The organism is Kitasatospora sp. NPDC001683 (assembly GCF_053596495.1).
The window spans coordinates 123,141-140,290 of the sequence record NZ_JBSFGK010000010.1 but is presented as its reverse complement, the minus strand read 5'-3'; the positions used below and the strand labels follow the sequence as shown (position 1 = coordinate 140,290).

20 protein-coding genes and 1 pseudogene are annotated in these 17,150 nt (G+C 72.6%); 11 read left to right on the top strand and 10 right to left on the bottom strand.

From position 1 onward, the window contains the following. The 5 genes and pseudogenes from ACWCYO_RS08485 to ACWCYO_RS08465 form a co-directional block, all read right to left on the bottom strand. Positions 1 to 126, bottom strand: a pseudogene (locus tag ACWCYO_RS08485) (electron transfer flavoprotein subunit beta); the annotation flags it as partial. Between the two features lie 263 nt (positions 127 to 389). After that, entirely contained in the window at positions 390 to 1,187 is a 798-nt protein-coding gene (locus ACWCYO_RS08480; protein WP_270148166.1) for a family 1 encapsulin nanocompartment shell protein, read from the bottom strand. Between the two features lie 57 nt (positions 1,188 to 1,244). Beyond that, positions 1,245 to 2,264, bottom strand: a complete 1,020-nt coding sequence (locus tag ACWCYO_RS08475; protein WP_270148164.1) for a Dyp-type peroxidase — start codon at positions 2,262 to 2,264, stop codon at positions 1,245 to 1,247. A 206-nt stretch (positions 2,265 to 2,470) separates the two neighbouring features. Beyond that, on the bottom strand, positions 2,471 to 3,097 hold the full coding sequence (locus ACWCYO_RS08470) for an FMN reductase (protein WP_270148163.1): 627 nt from the start codon (positions 3,095 to 3,097) through the stop codon (positions 2,471 to 2,473). Next, positions 3,094 to 4,194 (bottom strand): LLM class flavin-dependent oxidoreductase, encoded by a 1,101-nt coding sequence (locus ACWCYO_RS08465; RefSeq protein WP_270148162.1) that lies wholly within the window; start codon positions 4,192 to 4,194, stop codon positions 3,094 to 3,096. The genes ACWCYO_RS08470 and ACWCYO_RS08465 overlap by 4 nt, the downstream gene beginning before the upstream one ends. Positions 4,195 to 4,368: 174 nt before the next feature. Between ACWCYO_RS08465 and ACWCYO_RS08460 the strand changes: the two genes are divergently transcribed. Further along, entirely contained in the window at positions 4,369 to 5,130 is a 762-nt protein-coding gene (locus ACWCYO_RS08460; RefSeq protein WP_449783790.1) for a PP2C family protein-serine/threonine phosphatase, read from the top strand. 93 nt (positions 5,131 to 5,223) lie between these two features. Here ACWCYO_RS08460 and ACWCYO_RS08455 read toward each other — a convergent pair whose 3' ends face one another. Further along, positions 5,224 to 5,796, bottom strand: a complete 573-nt coding sequence (locus ACWCYO_RS08455) for a DoxX family protein (RefSeq protein ID WP_270148159.1) — start codon at positions 5,794 to 5,796, stop codon at positions 5,224 to 5,226. 198 nt (positions 5,797 to 5,994) lie between these two features. On the opposite strand from ACWCYO_RS08455, the gene ACWCYO_RS08450 reads away from it, so the two are divergent. After that, positions 5,995 to 6,591 (top strand): TIGR03086 family metal-binding protein, encoded by a 597-nt coding sequence (locus tag ACWCYO_RS08450; RefSeq protein WP_270148158.1) that lies wholly within the window; start codon positions 5,995 to 5,997, stop codon positions 6,589 to 6,591. A gap of 108 nt (positions 6,592 to 6,699) precedes the next feature. Then, positions 6,700 to 7,188: a hemerythrin domain-containing protein gene (locus tag ACWCYO_RS08445; protein WP_270148156.1), complete on the top strand. Its 489-nt coding sequence runs from the start codon at positions 6,700 to 6,702 to the stop codon at positions 7,186 to 7,188. Between the two features lie 73 nt (positions 7,189 to 7,261). On the opposite strand, the gene ACWCYO_RS08440 is transcribed toward ACWCYO_RS08445, so the two are convergent. Next, positions 7,262 to 8,050, bottom strand: a complete 789-nt coding sequence (locus tag ACWCYO_RS08440; protein ID WP_449783789.1) for a VOC family protein — start codon at positions 8,048 to 8,050, stop codon at positions 7,262 to 7,264. A 120-nt stretch (positions 8,051 to 8,170) separates the two neighbouring features. Then, positions 8,171 to 8,752 (bottom strand): Uma2 family endonuclease, encoded by a 582-nt coding sequence (locus ACWCYO_RS08435; protein ID WP_449783795.1) that lies wholly within the window; start codon positions 8,750 to 8,752, stop codon positions 8,171 to 8,173. A gap of 184 nt (positions 8,753 to 8,936) precedes the next feature. Between ACWCYO_RS08435 and ACWCYO_RS08430 the strand changes: the two genes are divergently transcribed. The 4 genes from ACWCYO_RS08430 (at position 8,937) to ACWCYO_RS08415 (ending at position 13,585) form a co-directional block, all read left to right on the top strand. Then, positions 8,937 to 9,617, top strand: coding sequence for a TetR/AcrR family transcriptional regulator (locus tag ACWCYO_RS08430; RefSeq protein WP_270148152.1), 681 nt, complete (start codon positions 8,937 to 8,939; stop codon positions 9,615 to 9,617). Positions 9,618 to 9,752: 135 nt separating this feature from the next. Then, on the top strand, positions 9,753 to 11,282 hold the full coding sequence (locus tag ACWCYO_RS08425; protein ID WP_405000738.1) for an MFS transporter: 1,530 nt from the start codon (positions 9,753 to 9,755) through the stop codon (positions 11,280 to 11,282). 221 nt (positions 11,283 to 11,503) lie between these two features. Further along, on the top strand, positions 11,504 to 13,117 hold the full coding sequence (qcrB, locus tag ACWCYO_RS08420; protein WP_270148149.1) for a cytochrome bc1 complex cytochrome b subunit: 1,614 nt from the start codon (positions 11,504 to 11,506) through the stop codon (positions 13,115 to 13,117). A 27-nt stretch (positions 13,118 to 13,144) separates the two neighbouring features. After that, positions 13,145 to 13,585: a PPOX class F420-dependent oxidoreductase gene (locus ACWCYO_RS08415; protein WP_270148147.1), complete on the top strand. Its 441-nt coding sequence runs from the start codon at positions 13,145 to 13,147 to the stop codon at positions 13,583 to 13,585. Positions 13,586 to 13,781: 196 nt separating this feature from the next. On the opposite strand, the gene ACWCYO_RS08410 is transcribed toward ACWCYO_RS08415, so the two are convergent. Continuing rightward, positions 13,782 to 13,985 (bottom strand): hypothetical protein, encoded by a 204-nt coding sequence (locus tag ACWCYO_RS08410; RefSeq protein ID WP_270148145.1) that lies wholly within the window; start codon positions 13,983 to 13,985, stop codon positions 13,782 to 13,784. Next, on the bottom strand, positions 13,982 to 14,251 hold the full coding sequence (locus ACWCYO_RS08405) for a DUF1876 domain-containing protein (protein WP_270148144.1): 270 nt from the start codon (positions 14,249 to 14,251) through the stop codon (positions 13,982 to 13,984). The genes ACWCYO_RS08410 and ACWCYO_RS08405 overlap by 4 nt, the downstream gene beginning before the upstream one ends. 156 nt (positions 14,252 to 14,407) lie before the next feature. Here ACWCYO_RS08405 and ACWCYO_RS08400 point away from each other — a divergent pair, with 156 nt between their 5' ends. The 4 genes from ACWCYO_RS08400 to ACWCYO_RS08385 are packed head-to-tail and all read left to right on the top strand — an operon-like array spanning position 14,408 to position 17,143. After that, positions 14,408 to 15,250 carry a YndJ family protein gene (locus ACWCYO_RS08400; protein WP_449783788.1) on the top strand — a complete coding sequence of 281 codons (843 nt, stop codon included), beginning with the start codon at positions 14,408 to 14,410 and terminating at the stop codon, positions 15,248 to 15,250. Continuing rightward, positions 15,247 to 15,780, top strand: coding sequence for a DUF1990 family protein (locus ACWCYO_RS08395; protein ID WP_449783787.1), 534 nt, complete (start codon positions 15,247 to 15,249; stop codon positions 15,778 to 15,780). Before ACWCYO_RS08400 ends, ACWCYO_RS08395 begins: the two co-directional genes overlap by 4 nt. 44 nt (positions 15,781 to 15,824) lie before the next feature. Beyond that, on the top strand, positions 15,825 to 16,439 hold the full coding sequence (locus ACWCYO_RS08390) for a hypothetical protein (RefSeq protein ID WP_449783794.1): 615 nt from the start codon (positions 15,825 to 15,827) through the stop codon (positions 16,437 to 16,439). After that, positions 16,436 to 17,143 carry a hypothetical protein gene (locus tag ACWCYO_RS08385; RefSeq protein ID WP_449783786.1) on the top strand — a complete coding sequence of 236 codons (708 nt, stop codon included), beginning with the start codon at positions 16,436 to 16,438 and terminating at the stop codon, positions 17,141 to 17,143. The genes ACWCYO_RS08390 and ACWCYO_RS08385 overlap by 4 nt, the downstream gene beginning before the upstream one ends. Positions 17,144 to 17,150: the final 7 nt, after the last annotated feature.

Below are 17,150 nucleotides of genomic sequence, written 5' to 3'. Positions count from 1 at the left end.
GTACTCGTCCAGCTCCGACAGGAGGCCGTCCACACCCTCCCGGTCGGTGGTGTGGTCGTCCGCGAAACGACGGTCACCCGTCGCGTCCGGCACGTGCTTCACACAGACGACGATCCTCAAGCTCATGAGCGGTTTCTCCTGTCACGGGTGCACGGATGCACTGGATCCATGGCCTCAGGTCAGGCCGAGGGTACTGAGTGCCAAGTCCGGCCCGGCCGCGGCCCGCGCGCCGCAAGCGCCACCTGGACCGGCATGCCGTGTCGGCTTTCTTCGACTGGCGTCAGAGGCTCCACCGAGAGAATACGGCACTCAGTACCCCTCGTAAAGGCACTCAGTACCCTACCCGGTGGCCGGGCGCGGCGGCCGGAGGCGGACACGGGGTCCGGGCGTCAGCCCCGGAGCGCGACGGCCGCCTCTCCCGTGTACACGCGGAAGGTGAGCGACTCCTGAAGGTACAGCTGCACCGAGTCCGCGTCGTGGGAGAGGTAGCCCACCGAGACGTCCTGGCCGAGGAAGAGTTCGAAGTCCCCGCCCCGGGTGGACAGCAGGAACGCCCCCTCGATCGCGGGGGCCCAGATGATGTCGCCGTCCAGCAGCCGCGCCAGGTGGTTGTGCACGGGGTAGCCGTGGTCGCTGGTCTCGTTGACGGCGGTGAAGGCCTCGGCGCCGAGCAGGAGCGAGTACGGTCCGCCGACCCCGGCGAGGCGGAGGGCGGTGAGGGCGCGGCTGACGGCTTCGGGGTACTCCCGTACGTCGTCCGGGAGCTGGACCGGCGGGTTGCTGGAGCCGGCCCGGATGCCCTCGATCTCGGCGGCCCGGTAGCCCTCGAAGACGGCGCGGTCCTCGGCGCGGGCCAGGGTGCGGGCGGCGTCCTTGACCGGTTGCCAGTCGGAGTCGCGGGAGCCGCGCTCGACGTCGTCGACGGCCTCCCGGCCGACGGTGAAGGGGACGCGCAGTTCGACCACCGGGCGGCTGTCGCGGGCGTGGGCCCGGACGCCGTCGAGGGGTGGGTCGATGCCGGTGAGGTGGCCGGTGCCGACGGCGGCGAGGGTGGTGCCCTCGGGGCCGGCGAGGTCGACCACCCGGCGGCCGGCGATGTGCAGCTTGAAGGTCTGCCGGGCCTCCTCCTCGATCTCCTCCCAGGCGGCGGCGGAGACGGGGGCGAGTTCGCGGTGCAGGTTGTTCACGGTGCGGGTCCTGTTCGGGAGGGCTGCTTCCAGGCGGTCGGCTTCGGGACGTCGGCTTCAGGAGGTCGGCTTGAGGCTGCCGATGCCGAGCGAGCCGTCCGCACGGGCCTCGGCGGCGGGGCCGGCTGGGGCAGCGGGAGCGGCGGGGGCGGGCGGCGGGGCGTCGAGGAAGTCGGCGCTCGGGACGTAGAACAGCGAGCCGGTGACGGCGGTGGAGAAGTCGAGCAGCCGGTCGGTGGTGCCGGGCGGGTCGCCGAGGAACATGTTGCGCAGCATCTCCTCGGTCACCCCGGGGTCGCGCGCGTAGCCGATGAAGTAGGTGCCGAACTCGCCGCCGCGCTCGAAGGAGCCGAAGGCCATGTTGTAGCGGACGATCTTCCGTTCCTCGCCGTCCGGGCCGGTGACCACGGTGAGGGCCACGTGCGAGTCGGCGGGTTTGACGTCGTCGTCCAGTTCGATGTCGGTGAGCTTGGTGCGGCCGACCGCCCCCTCCTGCTGCTCGACGCTCAGCGCGTTCCACTTGTCCAGGTCGTGCAGGTACTTCTGCACCATGACGTAGCTGCCGCCGGCGAAGTCCGGGTCCTCCGCCCCGACCAGGGCGGCGTCCACGGCGGCCCGGCCCTCGGGGTTCTCGGTGCCGTCGACGAAGCCGAGCAGGTCCCGGTCGTCGAAGTACCGGAAGCCGTGCGCGGAGTCGACCACGGTGGCCGCCCCGGCGAGGCGGGTGGTGAGCTGGCCGGCCAGTTCGAAGCAGAGGTCCATCCGCTCGGCCCGCAGGTGGAGCAGCAGGTCCCCGGGGGTGGCCGGGGCGCGGTGCCGGGGGCCGGCCAGTTCCTGGAAGGGGTGGAGGTCGGCGGGCCGGGGGCCGTCGAAGAGGCGGTCCCAGAGTGCGGAGCCGATGCCGGTGACGCAGGTGAGGGCGCCGTCGGGGGCCCGGAAGCCGACGGACCGGCGCAGTCCGGCGAGATCGGGCAGGAGGTCGCGGACGGCCTCCTCGCCGCCGGGTTCGACGGTGAGGACCAGGAAGACCGCCGCGCCGGTCAGCGGGGAGAGCACGGCTTGCGGTTCGGGCTGCATGCCAACGATGACACCGCACAACGGACGCATCGGCACGGCCGACACGCAGCCGAACGGTCCCACCGAAGGCGCCGGCGGCACCGGCGGAGACCGCTCCGCAGGGGCCGTTCGGGTGGCCGGGCCGCGCTGCCGAGCGCATGCCGAGGGGGCGGGTGCGCTCCTTCGCGCATCCGCCCCCTCGGCCGTCCGCGGTCGGCCGTCCGGCGTCAGACCCGCAGCGCCGCCAGCTGCTCGGCGAACGGGACCACCTGCTCGGGCAGCGCGGCCCTCGCCGTCTGGCCGCGCCCGGCCAGCAGGGCCGCCAGCTCGCCCGCCGCGCGGTCGATCCGGCCCGGCAGGCCGTCGGTCAGCGCGTCCCCCGCCGTGCCCCAGTCGTCGGTGGCCGCGTACACGGCGGTCGGCAGCACGACCGCCCGCAGGTAGCCGAACAGCGGCCGCACGGCGTGCTCCAGGGCGAGCGAGTGCCGGGGCGTGCCGCCGGTGGCGGCGATCAGCACCGGCTTGCCGGTGAGCGCGTCGTGGTCGATCACGTCGAAGAAGGACTTGAACAGGCCGCTGTAGGAGGCGGTGAAGATCGGCGTCACCGCGATCACCGCGTCCGCCTCCGTCACCGTCTCGATCGCCCCGCGCAGCGCGGGGGCCGGGAAGCCGGTGACGAAGTCGTTGGCGATGTCCACCGCGAGGTCGCGCAGCTCGATCACGGTGACCTCCGCCTCCCGCCCCTCCCGGGCGAGCCGGCGCACGGTCGCCTCGGCGAGCCGGTCGGCCAGCAGCCGGGTCGAGGACGGCTTGCTCAGTCCGGCGGTCACCACCGCCAGTTTGAACGCGGTCACTTGGAGACCTCCTCCTTCTCCCGGGCGTCGCGGGCCGCGACCAGCGCGGCGTGGGTCGGCGCGTCCGGCACCTCGGCCGGGCGGCCCTTGGCGAACTCCTCGCGCAGCACCGGCACGACCTCCTCGCCGAGCAGGTCCAGTTGCTCCAGCACGGTCTTCAGCGGCAGGCCGGCGTGGTCCATCAGGAACAGCTGGCGCTGGTAGTGGCCGAAGCTCTCCCGGAAGCTCAGCGTCTTCTCGATGACCTCCTGCGGGCTGCCCACGGTCAGCGGGGTCTGCTCGGTGAACTCCTCCAGCGAGGGGCCGTGCCCGTACACCGGCGCGTTGTCGAAGTACGGACGGAACTCGCGCACCGCGTCCTGGGAGTTCTTCCGCATGAACACCTGCCCGCCGAGGCCGACGATCGCCTGCTCGGGCGTCCCGTGGCCGTAGTGGGCGTAGCGCTCGCGGTAGAGGTCGATCAGCTTCTGGAAGTGCTCCTTGGGCCAGAAGATGTTGTTCGCGAAGAAGCCGTCTCCGTAGTAGGCGGCCTGCTCCGCGATCTCCGGGCTGCGGATCGAGCCGTGCCAGACGAACGGCGGGACGTCGTCCAGCGGGCGCGGGGTGGAGGTGAAGGACTGCAGCGGGGTGCGGAAGCGGCCCTGCCAGTCGACCACGTCCTCGCGCCACAGCTGGTGCAGCAGCGCGTAGTTCTCGATCGCGAGCGGGATGCCCTGGCGGATGTCCTTGCCGAACCAGGGGTAGACCGGGCCGGTGTTGCCCCGGCCCATCATGAGGTCCACCCGGCCGTCGGCGAGGTGCTGGAGCATCGCGAAGTCCTCGGCGATCTTCACCGGGTCGTTGGTGGTGATCAGCGTGGTCGCGGTGGAGAGGATGAGGCGCTCGGTCTGCGCGGCTATGTAGCCGAGCATGGTCGTCGGTGAGGACGGGACGAACGGCGGGTTGTGGTGCTCGCCGGTCGCGAAGACGTCCAGCCCGACCTCCTCGGCCTTGCGCGCGATGGCCACCATGGCCTTGATCCGCTCGTGCTCGGTCGGGGTGCGGCCGGTGGTCGGGTCGGGGGTGACGTCGCCGACGCTGAAGATTCCGAACTGCATGCTGCTCACCACACTCCAGGAGGTCCCAGGTAGTCCAACTTTCAACCACCTTAGCATCCGGGCGCGAATCGTTATTCCCCCGGTTCCCGCCGACAATGGAAGGCGGGCCCCGACCACGACTCGGGACCCTCCGGGAGACCACGACTCGGGACCCTCCGGAAGGACGGCCAACCGATGGCGCCGTACATCGCGGTGAGCGCGCTGAGCCACGAGGGCCTGGTGCGGGAACACAACGAGGACAGTCTCGCAGTCGGCCCGTGGACGCTCTGCGCCACCGTGACCACCAACCCGCAGACCCTGCTCTTCCCGCTCGGCCCGCCCTGCGTGGTCGCGGTCGCCGACGGGCTGGGCGGCCACCCCGGCGGCGAGGTGGCCAGCGCGCTGGTCGCCCGCCGGCTCGCCGCCACCGGGGGCGGACTGGACGGGGAGGAGGCCGTCCGGGAGGAACTGCAGGAGTGCAACCGGGCGGTCCACGCGGCCGCCGCCGGAGAGCCGGAGCTGGCCGCGATGGGCACCACCGTCGCCGGGGTGGTGCTGCTGCCCGGGCAGGCCGTGGTCTTCAACGTCGGCGACAGCCGGGTCTACCGGGTCAGCGGAGACGGGCTGGACCGGGTGAGCGTGGACGACAGCCCGCCGCTGCCGCCCGGCCGGCGCACCACCTCGGTGGTCACCCAGACCCTGGGCGGCTCGCTCGGCCTCACCGTCGTCGAACCGCACGTGCGGGTCTCGCCGCTGGCCGCCGGCGACCGCTACCTGGTGTGCAGCGACGGCCTGACCGACCCGGTGACCGAGGAGGAACTGGCCGAACTGCTCGGCCGGTCGTACGACACGTCCGAACGGGCCGACGGGAAGGCCGCCTTCGAGCTGTGGAAGGCGGCGATCGAGGCAGGCGGGCCGGACAACATCACCCTGGCGCTGGTGCGGATCGGCGAATGACGCGGTGCGGCTCGTGCGCGGAACGCGCGGAAGCCGTGGTGACGATCCGTCACCACGACTTCCGGTCAGGCTGGTTGCGCCTGTCGCGCCGGACTACTTGCGCAGCAGCAGGATCACCCCGGCCGTCGCCAGGCCGACCAGCACGGCGGCCACGCCGTACGCCAGGCGGTGCGCCTTCAGCACCGGCAGGAAGCGGTCCACCGCGTAGCGGCCGGGGCCGGTCAGCGCGAGGGCGGCGGCGCCCGCCGTCAGCAGCAGCTCGTACTCGTTGCCCTTCGGGGCGAAGAAGCCGCCGCCCCAGGTGACGGCGATCGCGTTGACCATCGTGCCGACCACGGCGGCACCCGCCAGCGGGGTCAACAGGCCGACGGCGAGGCCGAGTCCACCCAGGATCTCGGTGAGGCCGGCGACCACCGCCATGGCGTTGCCCGCCGGGTAGCCGCTCATGGTGAAGAACTGACCGGTGCCGTCGATCCCGCCGCCCCCGAACCAGCCGAACAGCTTCTGGCTGCCGTGCGCGGCCATGGTCAGGCCGAGCACCAGGCGCAGGAGCAGGAGCCCGGCGTCATAGGCGTGCGGGGAGGTGGCCGCGGACCCGGAGCCGAACCGGGCGCGGCGGGCGGTGGGGCTGGTGGCGGCGGTCGTGCTCGGGCTGCTGCTCGGCATGCGCGTCTCCATCGATCGGGGTCGGTCGTAGGGGTGTGTGTGGCGGTGCGGCCGGGCAGGGTGTGGTGTGGTGCGCCCGCGCCTGTTGTTCAAATTTGAACCGGCCGCTCCTCGACCGTACCTTGGAGTTCGAATTTGAACAACTGACGGTCCATGAGCGACTCGCGCGCCCCGCCGGGACCGGGGCAGGGTGGAGACATGGCTCACCGCAGGCAACACCAGCGGGCCGCCCGGCCCGGCACGCCGTACCCCGAGGCGCTCGCCGCCTTCGACGAGCGGGTCCGACTGGTCACGCCCGGGCAGTGGGACGCCCCCACCCCGTGCGCCGACTGGTCCGTCCGCGAGCTGGTCAACCACATCACCGGCGAGCAGCTCTGGGTGCCCGAGCTGCTGATGGGCGCCACCATCGCCGAGATCGGCGGCCGGTTCGACGGCGACGTGCTCGGCGACGACCCGGTCGCGGCCTGGGCGGCCGCCGCCGAAGCCGCCCGGCAGGCCTGGGAGGTCCCCGGCGCCACCGAGCTCACCGTCCACCTCTCCTTCGGCGACGTCTCCGGGCAGGACTACCTGGACCAGCTCACCACCGACCTGGCCATCCACACCTGGGACCTCGCCGAGGGCATCGGGACCCGCACCCGGCTCCCGGCGGAACTGGTCGGCTTCGCGCTCGGCGAGGTCTCCGGCTACGGCGACCTCTCCGGCAGCGGACTGTTCGACCCGCCGCTGCCGGTGCCCGAGGACGCGAGCCCGCAGACCCGGCTGCTGGCCATCACCGGGCGGCGGGACGGCGGCTGAGGGCTGTCGGGCACGGCCGGAGCCGGATCATGAGGAGCTGCGGTCGGCGGCGCCGGATACTGGACAGTACGGGGGCAGTCCTGATCCCGGACGAGAGGCGGTCACGCCATGAGCCGCAGGCCGGACATCCTCGGCGAGTTCACCGCCGACCACAAGGCGGTCACCGAGCTGCTCGACCGGGCCGAGACGGCGCCGGCCGGCTCCGCCGAGCGCGCCGAGCTGGTGGCCCGGCTGACCGACCTGCTGTTCACCCACTGCGCCGCCGAGGAGGAGCACCTCTTCCCGGTCGTCCAGCACGACGTGCCCGAGGGCGGGGCACTGGTCTTCAGCAGCATCCACGACCACCTGGCGATCGGACAGTACCTCGCCGACCTGCAAGGACTCGGCCCGGCCGACCCGGCCTTCGACACCCTGCTGCAGGGCCTCGCCGACACCGTGCGGCGGCACCTCACCGGCGAGGAGAAGGTGCTCTTCCCGGCCGCCCGCAAGACCCTGCCCGCGGCGGCCCGGGCGGAGCTGGGCGAACGGCTGAGGGCGGAGCGGGAGGAGCTCGGCAGCCCGGATTCACCCGGTCCCCCGGTCACCCCTTCGGGCTGACTCAGGTCCTTGGTCAGCCCTTCGAGCCGGCTCAGGTCCTTGGTCAGCCCTTCGGACCGGCTCAGGCCCTTGGTCAGGCCTTCGGGCTGATCACCGCGAACCGGGCCCCCTCCCGGTCCCGCAACCGGGCCACCCGCCCGTACGGGGTGTCGAAGGCGGGGCCGATCACCGAACCGCCCAGCTCCAATGCCAGGGCCAGCGCCTGATCGGTGTCCGGTACGGCGAAGGAGATCTCCCAGTGCGGCGGCGTGCCCGCCGGGCCGCCCGCCTGCTCTTTGGCCAGCGCCGCGACGTTGTGCCCCTCCGCCCGCAGCACCACCCGGTCGTGCTCCCAGCGGATTTCGAAGCGCTCCGGGTCGCGGCCGTCCCAGCGGAACACCTCGCCGTAGAACAGCGCCGCCGCGAACGGGTCCGGGGTGCGCAGCTCGATCCAGACCGGCGCGCCCGGCAGGTCCAGCTTCCGGGCCCGGCCCAGCGGGCCCTCCCAGATGCCGAACACCGCCCCGGCCGGGTCCGCCGCGAAGGCCACCCGCCCCTCGTCGAAGGCCAGCGGGCCGACCGCCAGGGTCGCGCCGCGCTCGCGCACCGCGTCGGCGACGGCGTCGGCGCTCTCCGTCCCGAAGTAGCTGGTCCAGGCGAGCGGCACCGCCCCGACGCCCGCGACCCCCAGCCCGGCCACCGCCTCCCCGCCCGTCACCGCGTGCACGTACGGGCCGAAGCGCTCCGGCCCGGGCTCGAACTCCCACCCGAGCAGCGGGCCGTAGAACTCCTTGGCACCCTCCAGGTCCCGGGCCATCAGGCTCACCCAGCACGGAACGGCCGCCACGCAGCGCACCCTGGCGGTCGACTCCTCGCTGTCCATCGCGAACCTCCTCCGCCAACCCGGCCGCCGGGCCCCTCCCGACTCCCACGGCCCACCGGCCGCCCGGGACGCCCAGCCTAGGCCGACGGGACTACCCGCCCCGGGAAGACATGGCCGGGCTCAGCGCACCCAGTTCTTGAGCGGCTCGGTATCGAGGGAAATGCCGACCGGATCGGGGAGGTGGACGGTCTTGCCGAAGGGGAGGGTCTGGACGGTCTCGTAGCGGACGCCGTCGGGCCGGCTGTGGACGACGACCTCAGCGGAGTCCCGGTCGATCAGCAGGTAGACGGGGATGCCGGTCTCGGCGTAGGCACGGGGCTTCTCGACGCGGGCACGGTGGTCGGCTTCCACTTCGGCATCGGTGACTTCGACGACCATCAGCACCGCCCCGGCGTCCACCCACGCCCCCATGCCCATGAAGGCCCCGGAGGGCGCCAGGGTGCCGTCCGGGCACGCACGCCCCTCCTGGGACCGTTGCACCTTCAGCCCGTGATGGTGCAGGAACAGCTCCGGCCGCGCCTTGAGGCAGCTTCGCACCAGCCACCCGACCACCCGGCCGTGGTTGCCGTCCGGTCGCGGCTTGACCGCCAGCCGCCCGTTGAGGAACTCCAGCCGGATGCCTTCAGCGGTCCGGAAGGCGAGCCGCGCGAGCTCCTCGAACTCCTCAGGCAGCATCTGTGCGCGGTCGGAGATCGCGGTCACAGGCTTTCCCCTTCCACCGGAGCACCCCACGGGGAACGAAACACACTGGCAGATGGACACGGAGACCCCTCGGATGTGATGCAGGTCACATGGGGGGCGGAAATTACGGGGACGGATTCCCCGTTTCCGAGTACGTTGGTAGAAGCGGGGAGAACTTCCCCGGTATCCTGGAGGAGCAGTCGCCATGACCACCGTCGCCACCGAGTCGGCCCGGGCCGCGGGGAGTGTGCGTACGCCGAAGTTGCGTGCGGACGCGAGCCGGAACCGGGAGCGGATCGTGCTGGCGGCCCGGGACGCGTTCGTCGAGCACGGTGCGGATGTGCCGCTGGACGAGATCGCGAAGCGGGCGGGGGTCGGCAATGCCACGCTGTACCGGAACTTCCCGGACCGGGTGGCGCTGATCCGCGAGGTGGCGCTGCTCGTCAAGAACCGCATCCTGGCGCTCGCCGAGACGGCGACGGCGGAGGCGGAGGCACCTGGCGGCGGGGGCCCGTTCGAAGCTCTGCAACGGTTCGTGCACGCGACCGTCGCGGAGAAGGTCGGCGGTCTCTGCTCCCTGTTCAGTAGCCACATCGACCCGCACGACCCGGACCTGACCGAGGTCCGGGAGCGCCTGAAGTCCGCCGTGGGCGGGCTGATGGAGCGCGCACGGGCCGCGGGCGAGTTGCGGCCGGACGTCGACCACGGCGACCTGTTCATCGCGATGAGCCAGCTGACCCGACCACTGCCGAACACCTCGTGCCAACTGCTCGACGAGTTCGTCCACCGGCACCTGCAGATCTTCCTGGACGGTCTGCGCACGCCCGTCCGTTCGGTCCTGCCCGGCCGGGCCGCGACCTTCGAGGACTTCCAGACCAAGAACTGACCGACCACCAGCACCGACCCGACGCGCAGCCGATCGGCACCGCCGCCGCACGCCTCCGCGCGCCCTCGCACCCGTACGGCAACCTGCCGTTCCCGTACGGCAGTTGACCGTTTTCGCACACCCACGCACCGTGAAATGGGTACCCCCATGTCTCAAACCGACGCCCGCCCGGCGACGCTGCCCGATCCCAGGCGCTGGAAGGCGCTGATCTTCATCGGCCTCGCCCAGCTGATGGTCGTCCTCGACGCCACCATCGTGAACATCGCCCTGCCGTCCGCCCAGCGGGACCTCGGCATATCCGACGGCAACCGCCAGTGGGTGATCACCGCCTACGCGCTGGCCTTCGGCGGCCTGCTGCTGTTCGGCGGCCGGATCGCGGACCTCTGGGGCCGCAAGCGGACCTTCATCGTCGGCCTGACCGGCTTCGCCCTGGCCTCCGCGCTCGGCGGCGCCGCGGTCAACACCGCGATGCTGCTCGGCTCCCGCGCGCTGCAGGGCGTGTTCGGCGCACTGCTGGCGCCTGCCGCGCTGTCGCTGCTCGCGGTGACCTTCACCGAGGCCAAGGAGCGCGCCAAGGCCTTCGGCATCTACGGCGCGATCGCCGGTGGCGGTGGCGCCATCGGTCTGATCCTCGGCGGCTTCCTGACCGAGTACATGAACTGGCGCTGGACCTTCTTCGTCAACATCCCGTTCGCCATCGTGGCCGCCGTCGGCGCCGTCATGGTGATCCGCGAGCCCGCCGAGGGCCGCAACCGCAACAAGCTGGACGTCCCCGGCGTGCTGCTGGTGACCACCGGCCTGGTCTCGCTGGTGTACGGCTTCACCCGCGCCGAGTCCAACGGCTGGACGGCCGGCAGCACCCTGGCGCTGTTCGCCGCGGCCGTCGTGCTGCTCGCCGCCTTCGTCCTGGTGGAGCGCAGGGTCAAGGCCCCGCTGCTGCCGCTGCGCGTGGTGCTGAACCGCAATCGCGGCGGGGTGTACCTGTCGCTGGGCATGGCCGTGATCGGCATGTTCGGTCTGTTCCTCTTCCTGACCTACTACCTGCAGGTCGTGCGCGGTTACAGCCCGGTGCTGACCGGCGTGGCCTTCCTGCCGATGGTGGCGGGCATGATCACCGGCTCGACCCAGATCGGCGCCCGGCTGATGACCCGCGTCCCGGCGCGCTACCTGATGACGCCCGGCTTCCTGACCGCCGCGCTCGGCATGTTCCTGCTGACCCACATCGGCCTGGACACCTCGTACCCGGCGCTGATCCTGCCCGGCCTGATCCTGATGGGCCTCGGCATGGGCACCGCCTTCATGCCGGCGATGAGCCTCGCCACCCACGGCGTCCAGCCGCGGGACGCGGGCGTGGCCTCGGCCATGGTCAACACCTCGCAGCAGGTCGGCGGCGCCATCGGCACCGCGCTGCTGAACACCATCGCGGCCAGCGCCACCAGTAGCTGGATGACCTCGCACGCCCACACCCTCGAGGCCGCGAAGGCGCTGCAGTTCCAGGGCATGGTGCACGGCTTCACCACCGCGATCTGGATCTCCTTCGGGATCCTGGTGGCGGCCGCCACCGTCGCCTTCACCTTCATCAACGCCGGCCACCCCGGCGCCGCGCGTGCGGGCGCCGACTCGGGCGCGGCGAAGGTCGACGAGGTGCCGGTGCTGGTGCACTGACCCCCGCCGCCCCTCGGGGCCTGCCCGTCTCGTAGTGACGTGGGTGCGTACGCGGCCCGTCCGGTGTCCTGTCGGCACCGGGCGGGCCGCTCGCGGTTTCAGCCCGGCCGTGAACAGAGCCCCGAGCACCCCCGGGTAGAAGTGGGGATCACTCCCCGATTATTCTGACCTCAGCGAACCGGGGAACTATCCCCGCTTCCTTCGGACTGAGGTGCGTGCACATGACCCGGAATCAGAACCCAGGGCGGGGGCAGCGGGCCGCCGACTGGGCGGACGGCCGGCTGGGGATCTACTCCCTGGCCAGGGCCAACCTGCGGAAGATCTTCCCGGACCACTGGTCCTTCATGCTGGGCGAGATCTGCCTCTACACCTTCCTGATCATCATCCTGACCGGCGTCTGGCTGACCCTGTTCTTCAAGCCGAGCATGGGCGAGGTGGTCTACAGCGGCTCGTACGTCCCGCTCAAGGGCATCTCGATGTCCGAGGCCTACGCCTCCACCGTGGACATCAGTTTCGAGGTCCGCGGCGGGCTGCTGATCCGGCAGATCCACCACTGGGCGGCGATCGTCTTCGTCGCGGCCATGTTCGTGCACATGATGCGGGTGTTCTTCACCGGCGCGTTCCGCAAGCCGCGCGAGATCAACTGGGTCTTCGGCTTCCTGCTGCTCTTCCTCGGCATGCTGGACGGCTTCTTCGGCTACTCGCTGCCGGACGACCTGCTCTCCGGCACCGGCATCCGGTTCATCGAGGGCGTGGTGCTGGCCGTGCCGCTGGTCGGCACGTACGTCCAGATGTTCCTGTTCGGCGGGGAGTTCCCCGGGCACGACATCATCCCGAGGTTCTTCACCATCCACGTGCTCCTGGTGCCCGGCATCATGCTCGGGCTGCTGGTCACCCACGTGATCCTGGTCTTCTACCACAAGCACACCCAGTGGGCCGGGCCGGGCAGGACCGAGAAGAACGTGGTCGGCATGCCGCTGATGCCGGTGTACCTGGCCAAGGCCGGCGGGTTCTTCTTCCTGGTCTTCGGGATCATCGCGCTGATGTCCGCGGTCGCCACCGTCAACCCGATCTGGGCGTACGGCCCGTACCGCCCGGACCAGGTCTCCACCGACGCCCAGCCGGACTGGTACATGGGCTTCGCCGAGGGCCTGATCCGGGTGATGCCCGGCTGGGAGATCAGCCTGTGGGGGCACACCCTCAACCTCGGGGTGCTGGTCCCGTTCACGCTGTTCCCGGTGATCCTCGGCGCGATCGCGGTCTACCCGTTCGTCGAGAGCTGGGTGACCGACGACGGACGCGAGCACCACCTGCTCGACCGGCCGCGCAACGCCCCCGTCCGCACCGCCCTCGGCGCCGCCTGGATCAGCGTCTACCTGGTGATGCTCGCGGGTGGCGGCAACGACCTCATCGCCACCCACCTGCACCTGTCGCTCAACGCGATCACCTACGCGGTGCGGATCGGCTTCTTCGTCCTCCCGGTGGCCGTCTTCGTGGTCACCAAGCGCTGGTGCCTGGGCCTGCAGCGGCGGGACCGGGACAAGGTGCTGCACGGTCGGGAGACCGGCGTCATCCGGCGGCTTCCGCACGGCGAGTTCACCGAGGTGCACGCCGGGCTCGCGCCGGCCGAACTGCACCGGCTCACCGCCCACGAACAGCCCCGCCCCCTCGAACCGCCGCCCGCGGTGGACGAGAATGGAGTGGCCCGGCCGGCGGGTGGGCTCACCCGCACCCGCGTGCGGCTGTCCCGCGGATTCCACGGCGAGCACGCCCGGATCCCCAGGCCCACCGTCGAGGAGTACCGCGAGATCACCGAGGGCCACGGTCATCACTGACCCGCCCCCCGCGAGAGGGAGGAGATCATGTACGACCGAACCGACCGGCTCGCCGACAGCAGGTACCTCCTGCTGACCACCTTCGGCGAGGACGGCAGCCGGCAGGACTCGCAGCTGTGGGTCGTACCGGACGGCACGGCGCTCGGCGTCTGGACGCCCGCCCACTCCGGCGAGGCCGAACGGATCCGCCGCCACCCCCGGGTGCTGATCGGCCCCTGCGACGCCCACGGGCGCCCCACCGGCCGCCGGCTCCCGGCCCGTGCCCGGCTCTGCGACCCCGACGCGACGGCGCGCTACCGCACCTCGCTGATCAACAAGTACGGCCTGACCGCGCTGATCGCGCTGGCCCGCAGCCGGTTCCGGGTGGGGCTGGCCGGGACGGTCGGGATCCGGATCACGCTGAACGAGCTGGAACAGCGCCTGGTCGGACCGGAGTGGCGGCCGCCGACCACGTACTGCGTCAACTGACGGCCGACGGGCTCCGCTTGGCCCCCTCCGACGTCAACCGGCCGCCGCCGGGCCGCCGTTCGGCTCGCCGAGTGCCGGGACCCCGTGGGGACGGGGCCCCGGCACTCGGCGATTCCCCGGGCGCGGTGGCTCAACTGTTCCGGCGCGTACGGCGGTTCCGGTTCCGGTGGCACGGCGGTTCCGGTGGCACGGCGGTTCAGCTCCCGTCGTCCGGTGCCCGGGCCAGGTCCCCCGGCTCGCAGGCCTCCCGGCCGGTCCCCACGTGCACCACCTTGACCGTCCGATCGGGGCCGCCGGGGACGACCTGCTGCTCGTGCCCGCAGCGCGGGCAGATCAGCGGGATGCGCGGGCGCTCCGGATCCCGTCCGGCCTGGTCGCCGTGCGGGCGCGGAGCGGTCACGAGAGCGGGTGGGTCGGGACCGGGCTGACCTCCTGGATCTCCCCGTGCGCCTTGGAGAGCAGTTGCGAGGCGAGGTCGTTGAGCGCACGGGCACCCGCGATCTCCTCGCCGACCCGCAGCTGTTCCGGGTCGGAGGGGTGCCGGCTGCTGTAGCCGTGGGCGCGCAGTTCGGTCCCGTCGCCGAGCCGGAGCAGGGCGGCCGCGGTCGTCCGCGGGCCGTCCTCGCGGAACTCCATCTCGATGTGCCAACCGACCAGAGTCTTCATGGCGGATCACCTCCATCGGTTACTCCTCCAGAGTGCGCCGCACCCACCGTGAACACCAGGCAGGCCGGACCGAGGGCGAGTTGAACACGTTCAAGTCGGCGGCGTAGAGTCACCGGCGAGCCTATTTGAACGCGTTCAAGAGGGGGTGGCCCCGCTGTGGGCAAGGGCACGACGGAACTGGTGGACCTGCTGGTCCTGATCGGCATGGGCGCCGTCCTGCCGCTCGGACTGGCCCTGATCGACGAACCCGGGCTCGCCCGGATCCGCCGCCTCTGGCCGCTCGCGGCCGTACCCGGGGTGCTCTCGCTCTGGCTGCCGCGCGGCGCCCTCGCCGCCGGCCCGGCGGTCGTCTACGCGCTCGGCACCCTGGCCCTGGCCCTGCACGCACCCCTGCGGCTGGCCCGGACCCGCTCGCTCGCCCCCGCCGAGGTCGCCGTGCTCACCGCGCTCGCCGCCCCCTCGGTGGCCGGCGTCGCGCTGGTCGCCGAGCGCTCCGGCTACCCGCTGTTCGGCTTCGAGCCGCACGTCCTCGCGCTGACCGTCCCGCACTTCCACTACGCCGGATTCACCGCCGCCCTGGTCTCCGGACTGGTCTGCCGCGCCGACCGCGGCTCCCGACCGGCCCGCTGCGCGGCGCTCAGTGTCCCGGCCGGCACCCTGCTGGTGCTGGCTGGGTACTTCCTCGGCAACTGGTGGCAGTTCGCCGGAGCCGTCGTGCTGAGCACCGGGATGTGGCTGGTCGGTCTGGTCAGCTGGCGCGAACTGCGCCCCCGGGCAAGGGACCGGGCCACCGCGCGGCTGTTCGCCGTCTCCTCCGCCATCCTGGCTCTCACCATGCTGCTCGCCCTGTGGTGGGCGCTCGGCCGGGCCGCCGGACTCCCCCACCCCACCTTGACCTGGATGGCCGCCACCCACGGCCTCGGCAACGCGCTCGGCTTCGCCCTCTGCGCGCTCCTCGCCTGGCGCCGGATCACCACCGCCGTGGAGACTCCTCGTTGAACGACCACAGCCGCCCCGGCAACGACTACAGCCGCCCCGAGCAGGGCGCCAGCCGTACCGGCGACCTCCCCGCCGGCTACCGCCATCTGCACCACCGGGCCCGGATCGGCCACGGCCGCGCCGCCCTGGAGGTCGCCGGGGCCGCCCTGCTCGGCTGGCGGATGCACCGGCTGGCCGGCATCCGGATCGACGCGGAGGCCGAGGAGGCGGCCCCGGGCGTCGCCGTGCGCTGCGCGGTCCGCCTCGGCGCGCTGCGGGCGGGCGCGCCCAACCGGGTGCTGGCCGCCGTCAACGGCCCGGACCGGTACGGCTTCACGTACGGGACCAGGCACGGGCACGTGGGCCGGGGCGAGGAGACCTTCCTGGTCGAGCTGGCGCCCGACGGGACGGTCTGGTTCAGCGTCACCGCGTTCAGCCAGCCGGTCGCCTGGTGGGCCCGGCTGGCCGGACCGCTGTTCCCGCTCCTCCAGCACGCCTTCGCCCGACGCTGCGGGCGGGTGCTGGCCGCGATCGCGGCGGACGCGGCGTAATCCGCTGGTCGGGCCGCAGGACGCTGCGACATCATCGCCGGGTGATGGAGATGCAGCCGGTCCTGGAGATGGACGCCCCCGACGAGGACTTCGCGCTCTGGCCGACGGGCAGCTTCGAGCCGTACGGATTCCTGGTGCTGGACGGGCGGTTGACGCCGCGGGACGTCGGCTCCGCGCTGTGGCGGATCGCCGGTGCCAATGAGGACGCACCCGAGGACGACTCCGAGGACGGCGGGCCGGAGGCCTTCCTGCACGGGCTGCTCACCGCGGAGTACCTCGTCGCCCCCGGCGGCTTCCGGGTGACGGACGGCGCCACCGGTGCCGTCTTCGCACCGGGCTGCTGCAACGGCCTGGAGGAGTGGCGCGAATGGCTGGACGTGACGGACGGCTCCGGCGAGGGCTGGTTCGGTCACGACCCCTACGCCGCGGCCCAACGGGTCGGCGGCACCGTGCGGTTGACGGCGGACACCGAGGTCGCGCACAGCCCGGTGATCGAGGTGCCGGTGGCGGAGCTGCGCCGGTTGCTCGCCGGGGCCGAGCAGGACCTGCGCGACTTCGTCCGCCTGGCGGGCGGTTGGGCCGCGCGGCGGTTCCCGGAGCACGCCCCTGCCGTCACCGCCGCACTGACCCGGGCCCTGGCCCTGGAGCCCTCGCCGTGACCAGCTTCCGCACCCACCGCGCCCGGGTGCACGACGCCGCCCTCCCGCCGTACCGACGCCACAGCGCCCTGCGGACCTGCCTGACCGAGTTCGCCCCCTACGGCCTCCGGGCGACTTACCACCACCTCACCGTCAGCGCCCGGATGCCCCGGCGGCTGGAGGCCGATCCGGAGTCGCTGGTGCGGGCGGTGGAGGAGCTGCACGAGGCGCGGGTGCTGTGGCTGGCCCGGGCCGAGGAGTTCGCCGCGCGGCGACGGGCGGAGAAGCGGGCCGGTCGGCGCAGACCACCGGTGACGCCGTGGTGGGACCGACGGTGGCTGGGTTCGCCGAACGCGGTCTGGTACCACGATCCCTTCCTGCACCCGCGGTTGAGCCTGCCCGACTACGTCCGGCGGCAGAACGCGCTGCTGGACGGGGCCGAGCTGCCCGGCTGCCCGGCCTGCGGGGAGGAGGGGCCGGCGGTGCCGGTGTCGACCGTCCACGACCGGGCCGAGCTGTGCCGCTCCTGCGCACGGGTGCTGGTGCCCTGCCCGTGCGGCCGGTGGCACGGCTACCAGCCGCAGCTGCGGGTCGGCTGGAGCCGGCCCTGGCGGCGGGAGCACATGACCGGCGGCGGCGAGCCGAACCCGCACTGGCCCACCCTCCTGGGGACGGCCCGGGTCGAGCGGCTGGTCGCGTACGAGTCACCGCACGGGGCGTGCTGAGAACGGC

Excerpts from the sequence above, each read along its gene's own strand:
- qcrB (WP_270148149.1), top strand. The coding sequence starts at position 11,504 with ATGACCCGGAATCAGAACCCAGGGCGGGGGCAGCGGGCCGCCGACTGG.
- ACWCYO_RS08390 (WP_449783794.1), top strand. The coding sequence starts at position 15,825 with ATGGAGATGCAGCCGGTCCTGGAGATGGACGCCCCCGACGAGGACTTC.
- ACWCYO_RS08425 (WP_405000738.1), top strand. The coding sequence starts at position 9,753 with ATGGGTACCCCCATGTCTCAAACCGACGCCCGCCCGGCGACGCTGCCC.
- ACWCYO_RS08455 (WP_270148159.1), bottom strand. The coding sequence starts at position 5,796 with ATGCCGAGCAGCAGCCCGAGCACGACCGCCGCCACCAGCCCCACCGCC.
- ACWCYO_RS08445 (WP_270148156.1), top strand. The coding sequence starts at position 6,700 with ATGAGCCGCAGGCCGGACATCCTCGGCGAGTTCACCGCCGACCACAAG.
- ACWCYO_RS08405 (WP_270148144.1), bottom strand. The coding sequence starts at position 14,251 with ATGAAGACTCTGGTCGGTTGGCACATCGAGATGGAGTTCCGCGAGGAC.
- ACWCYO_RS08415 (WP_270148147.1), top strand. The coding sequence starts at position 13,145 with ATGTACGACCGAACCGACCGGCTCGCCGACAGCAGGTACCTCCTGCTG.
- ACWCYO_RS08460 (WP_449783790.1), top strand. The coding sequence starts at position 4,369 with ATGGCGCCGTACATCGCGGTGAGCGCGCTGAGCCACGAGGGCCTGGTG.
- ACWCYO_RS08440 (WP_449783789.1), bottom strand. The coding sequence starts at position 8,050 with ATGGACAGCGAGGAGTCGACCGCCAGGGTGCGCTGCGTGGCGGCCGTT.
- ACWCYO_RS08465 (WP_270148162.1), bottom strand. The coding sequence starts at position 4,194 with ATGCAGTTCGGAATCTTCAGCGTCGGCGACGTCACCCCCGACCCGACC.
- ACWCYO_RS08475 (WP_270148164.1), bottom strand. The coding sequence starts at position 2,264 with ATGCAGCCCGAACCGCAAGCCGTGCTCTCCCCGCTGACCGGCGCGGCG.
- ACWCYO_RS08450 (WP_270148158.1), top strand. The coding sequence starts at position 5,995 with ATGGCTCACCGCAGGCAACACCAGCGGGCCGCCCGGCCCGGCACGCCG.
- ACWCYO_RS08430 (WP_270148152.1), top strand. The coding sequence starts at position 8,937 with ATGACCACCGTCGCCACCGAGTCGGCCCGGGCCGCGGGGAGTGTGCGT.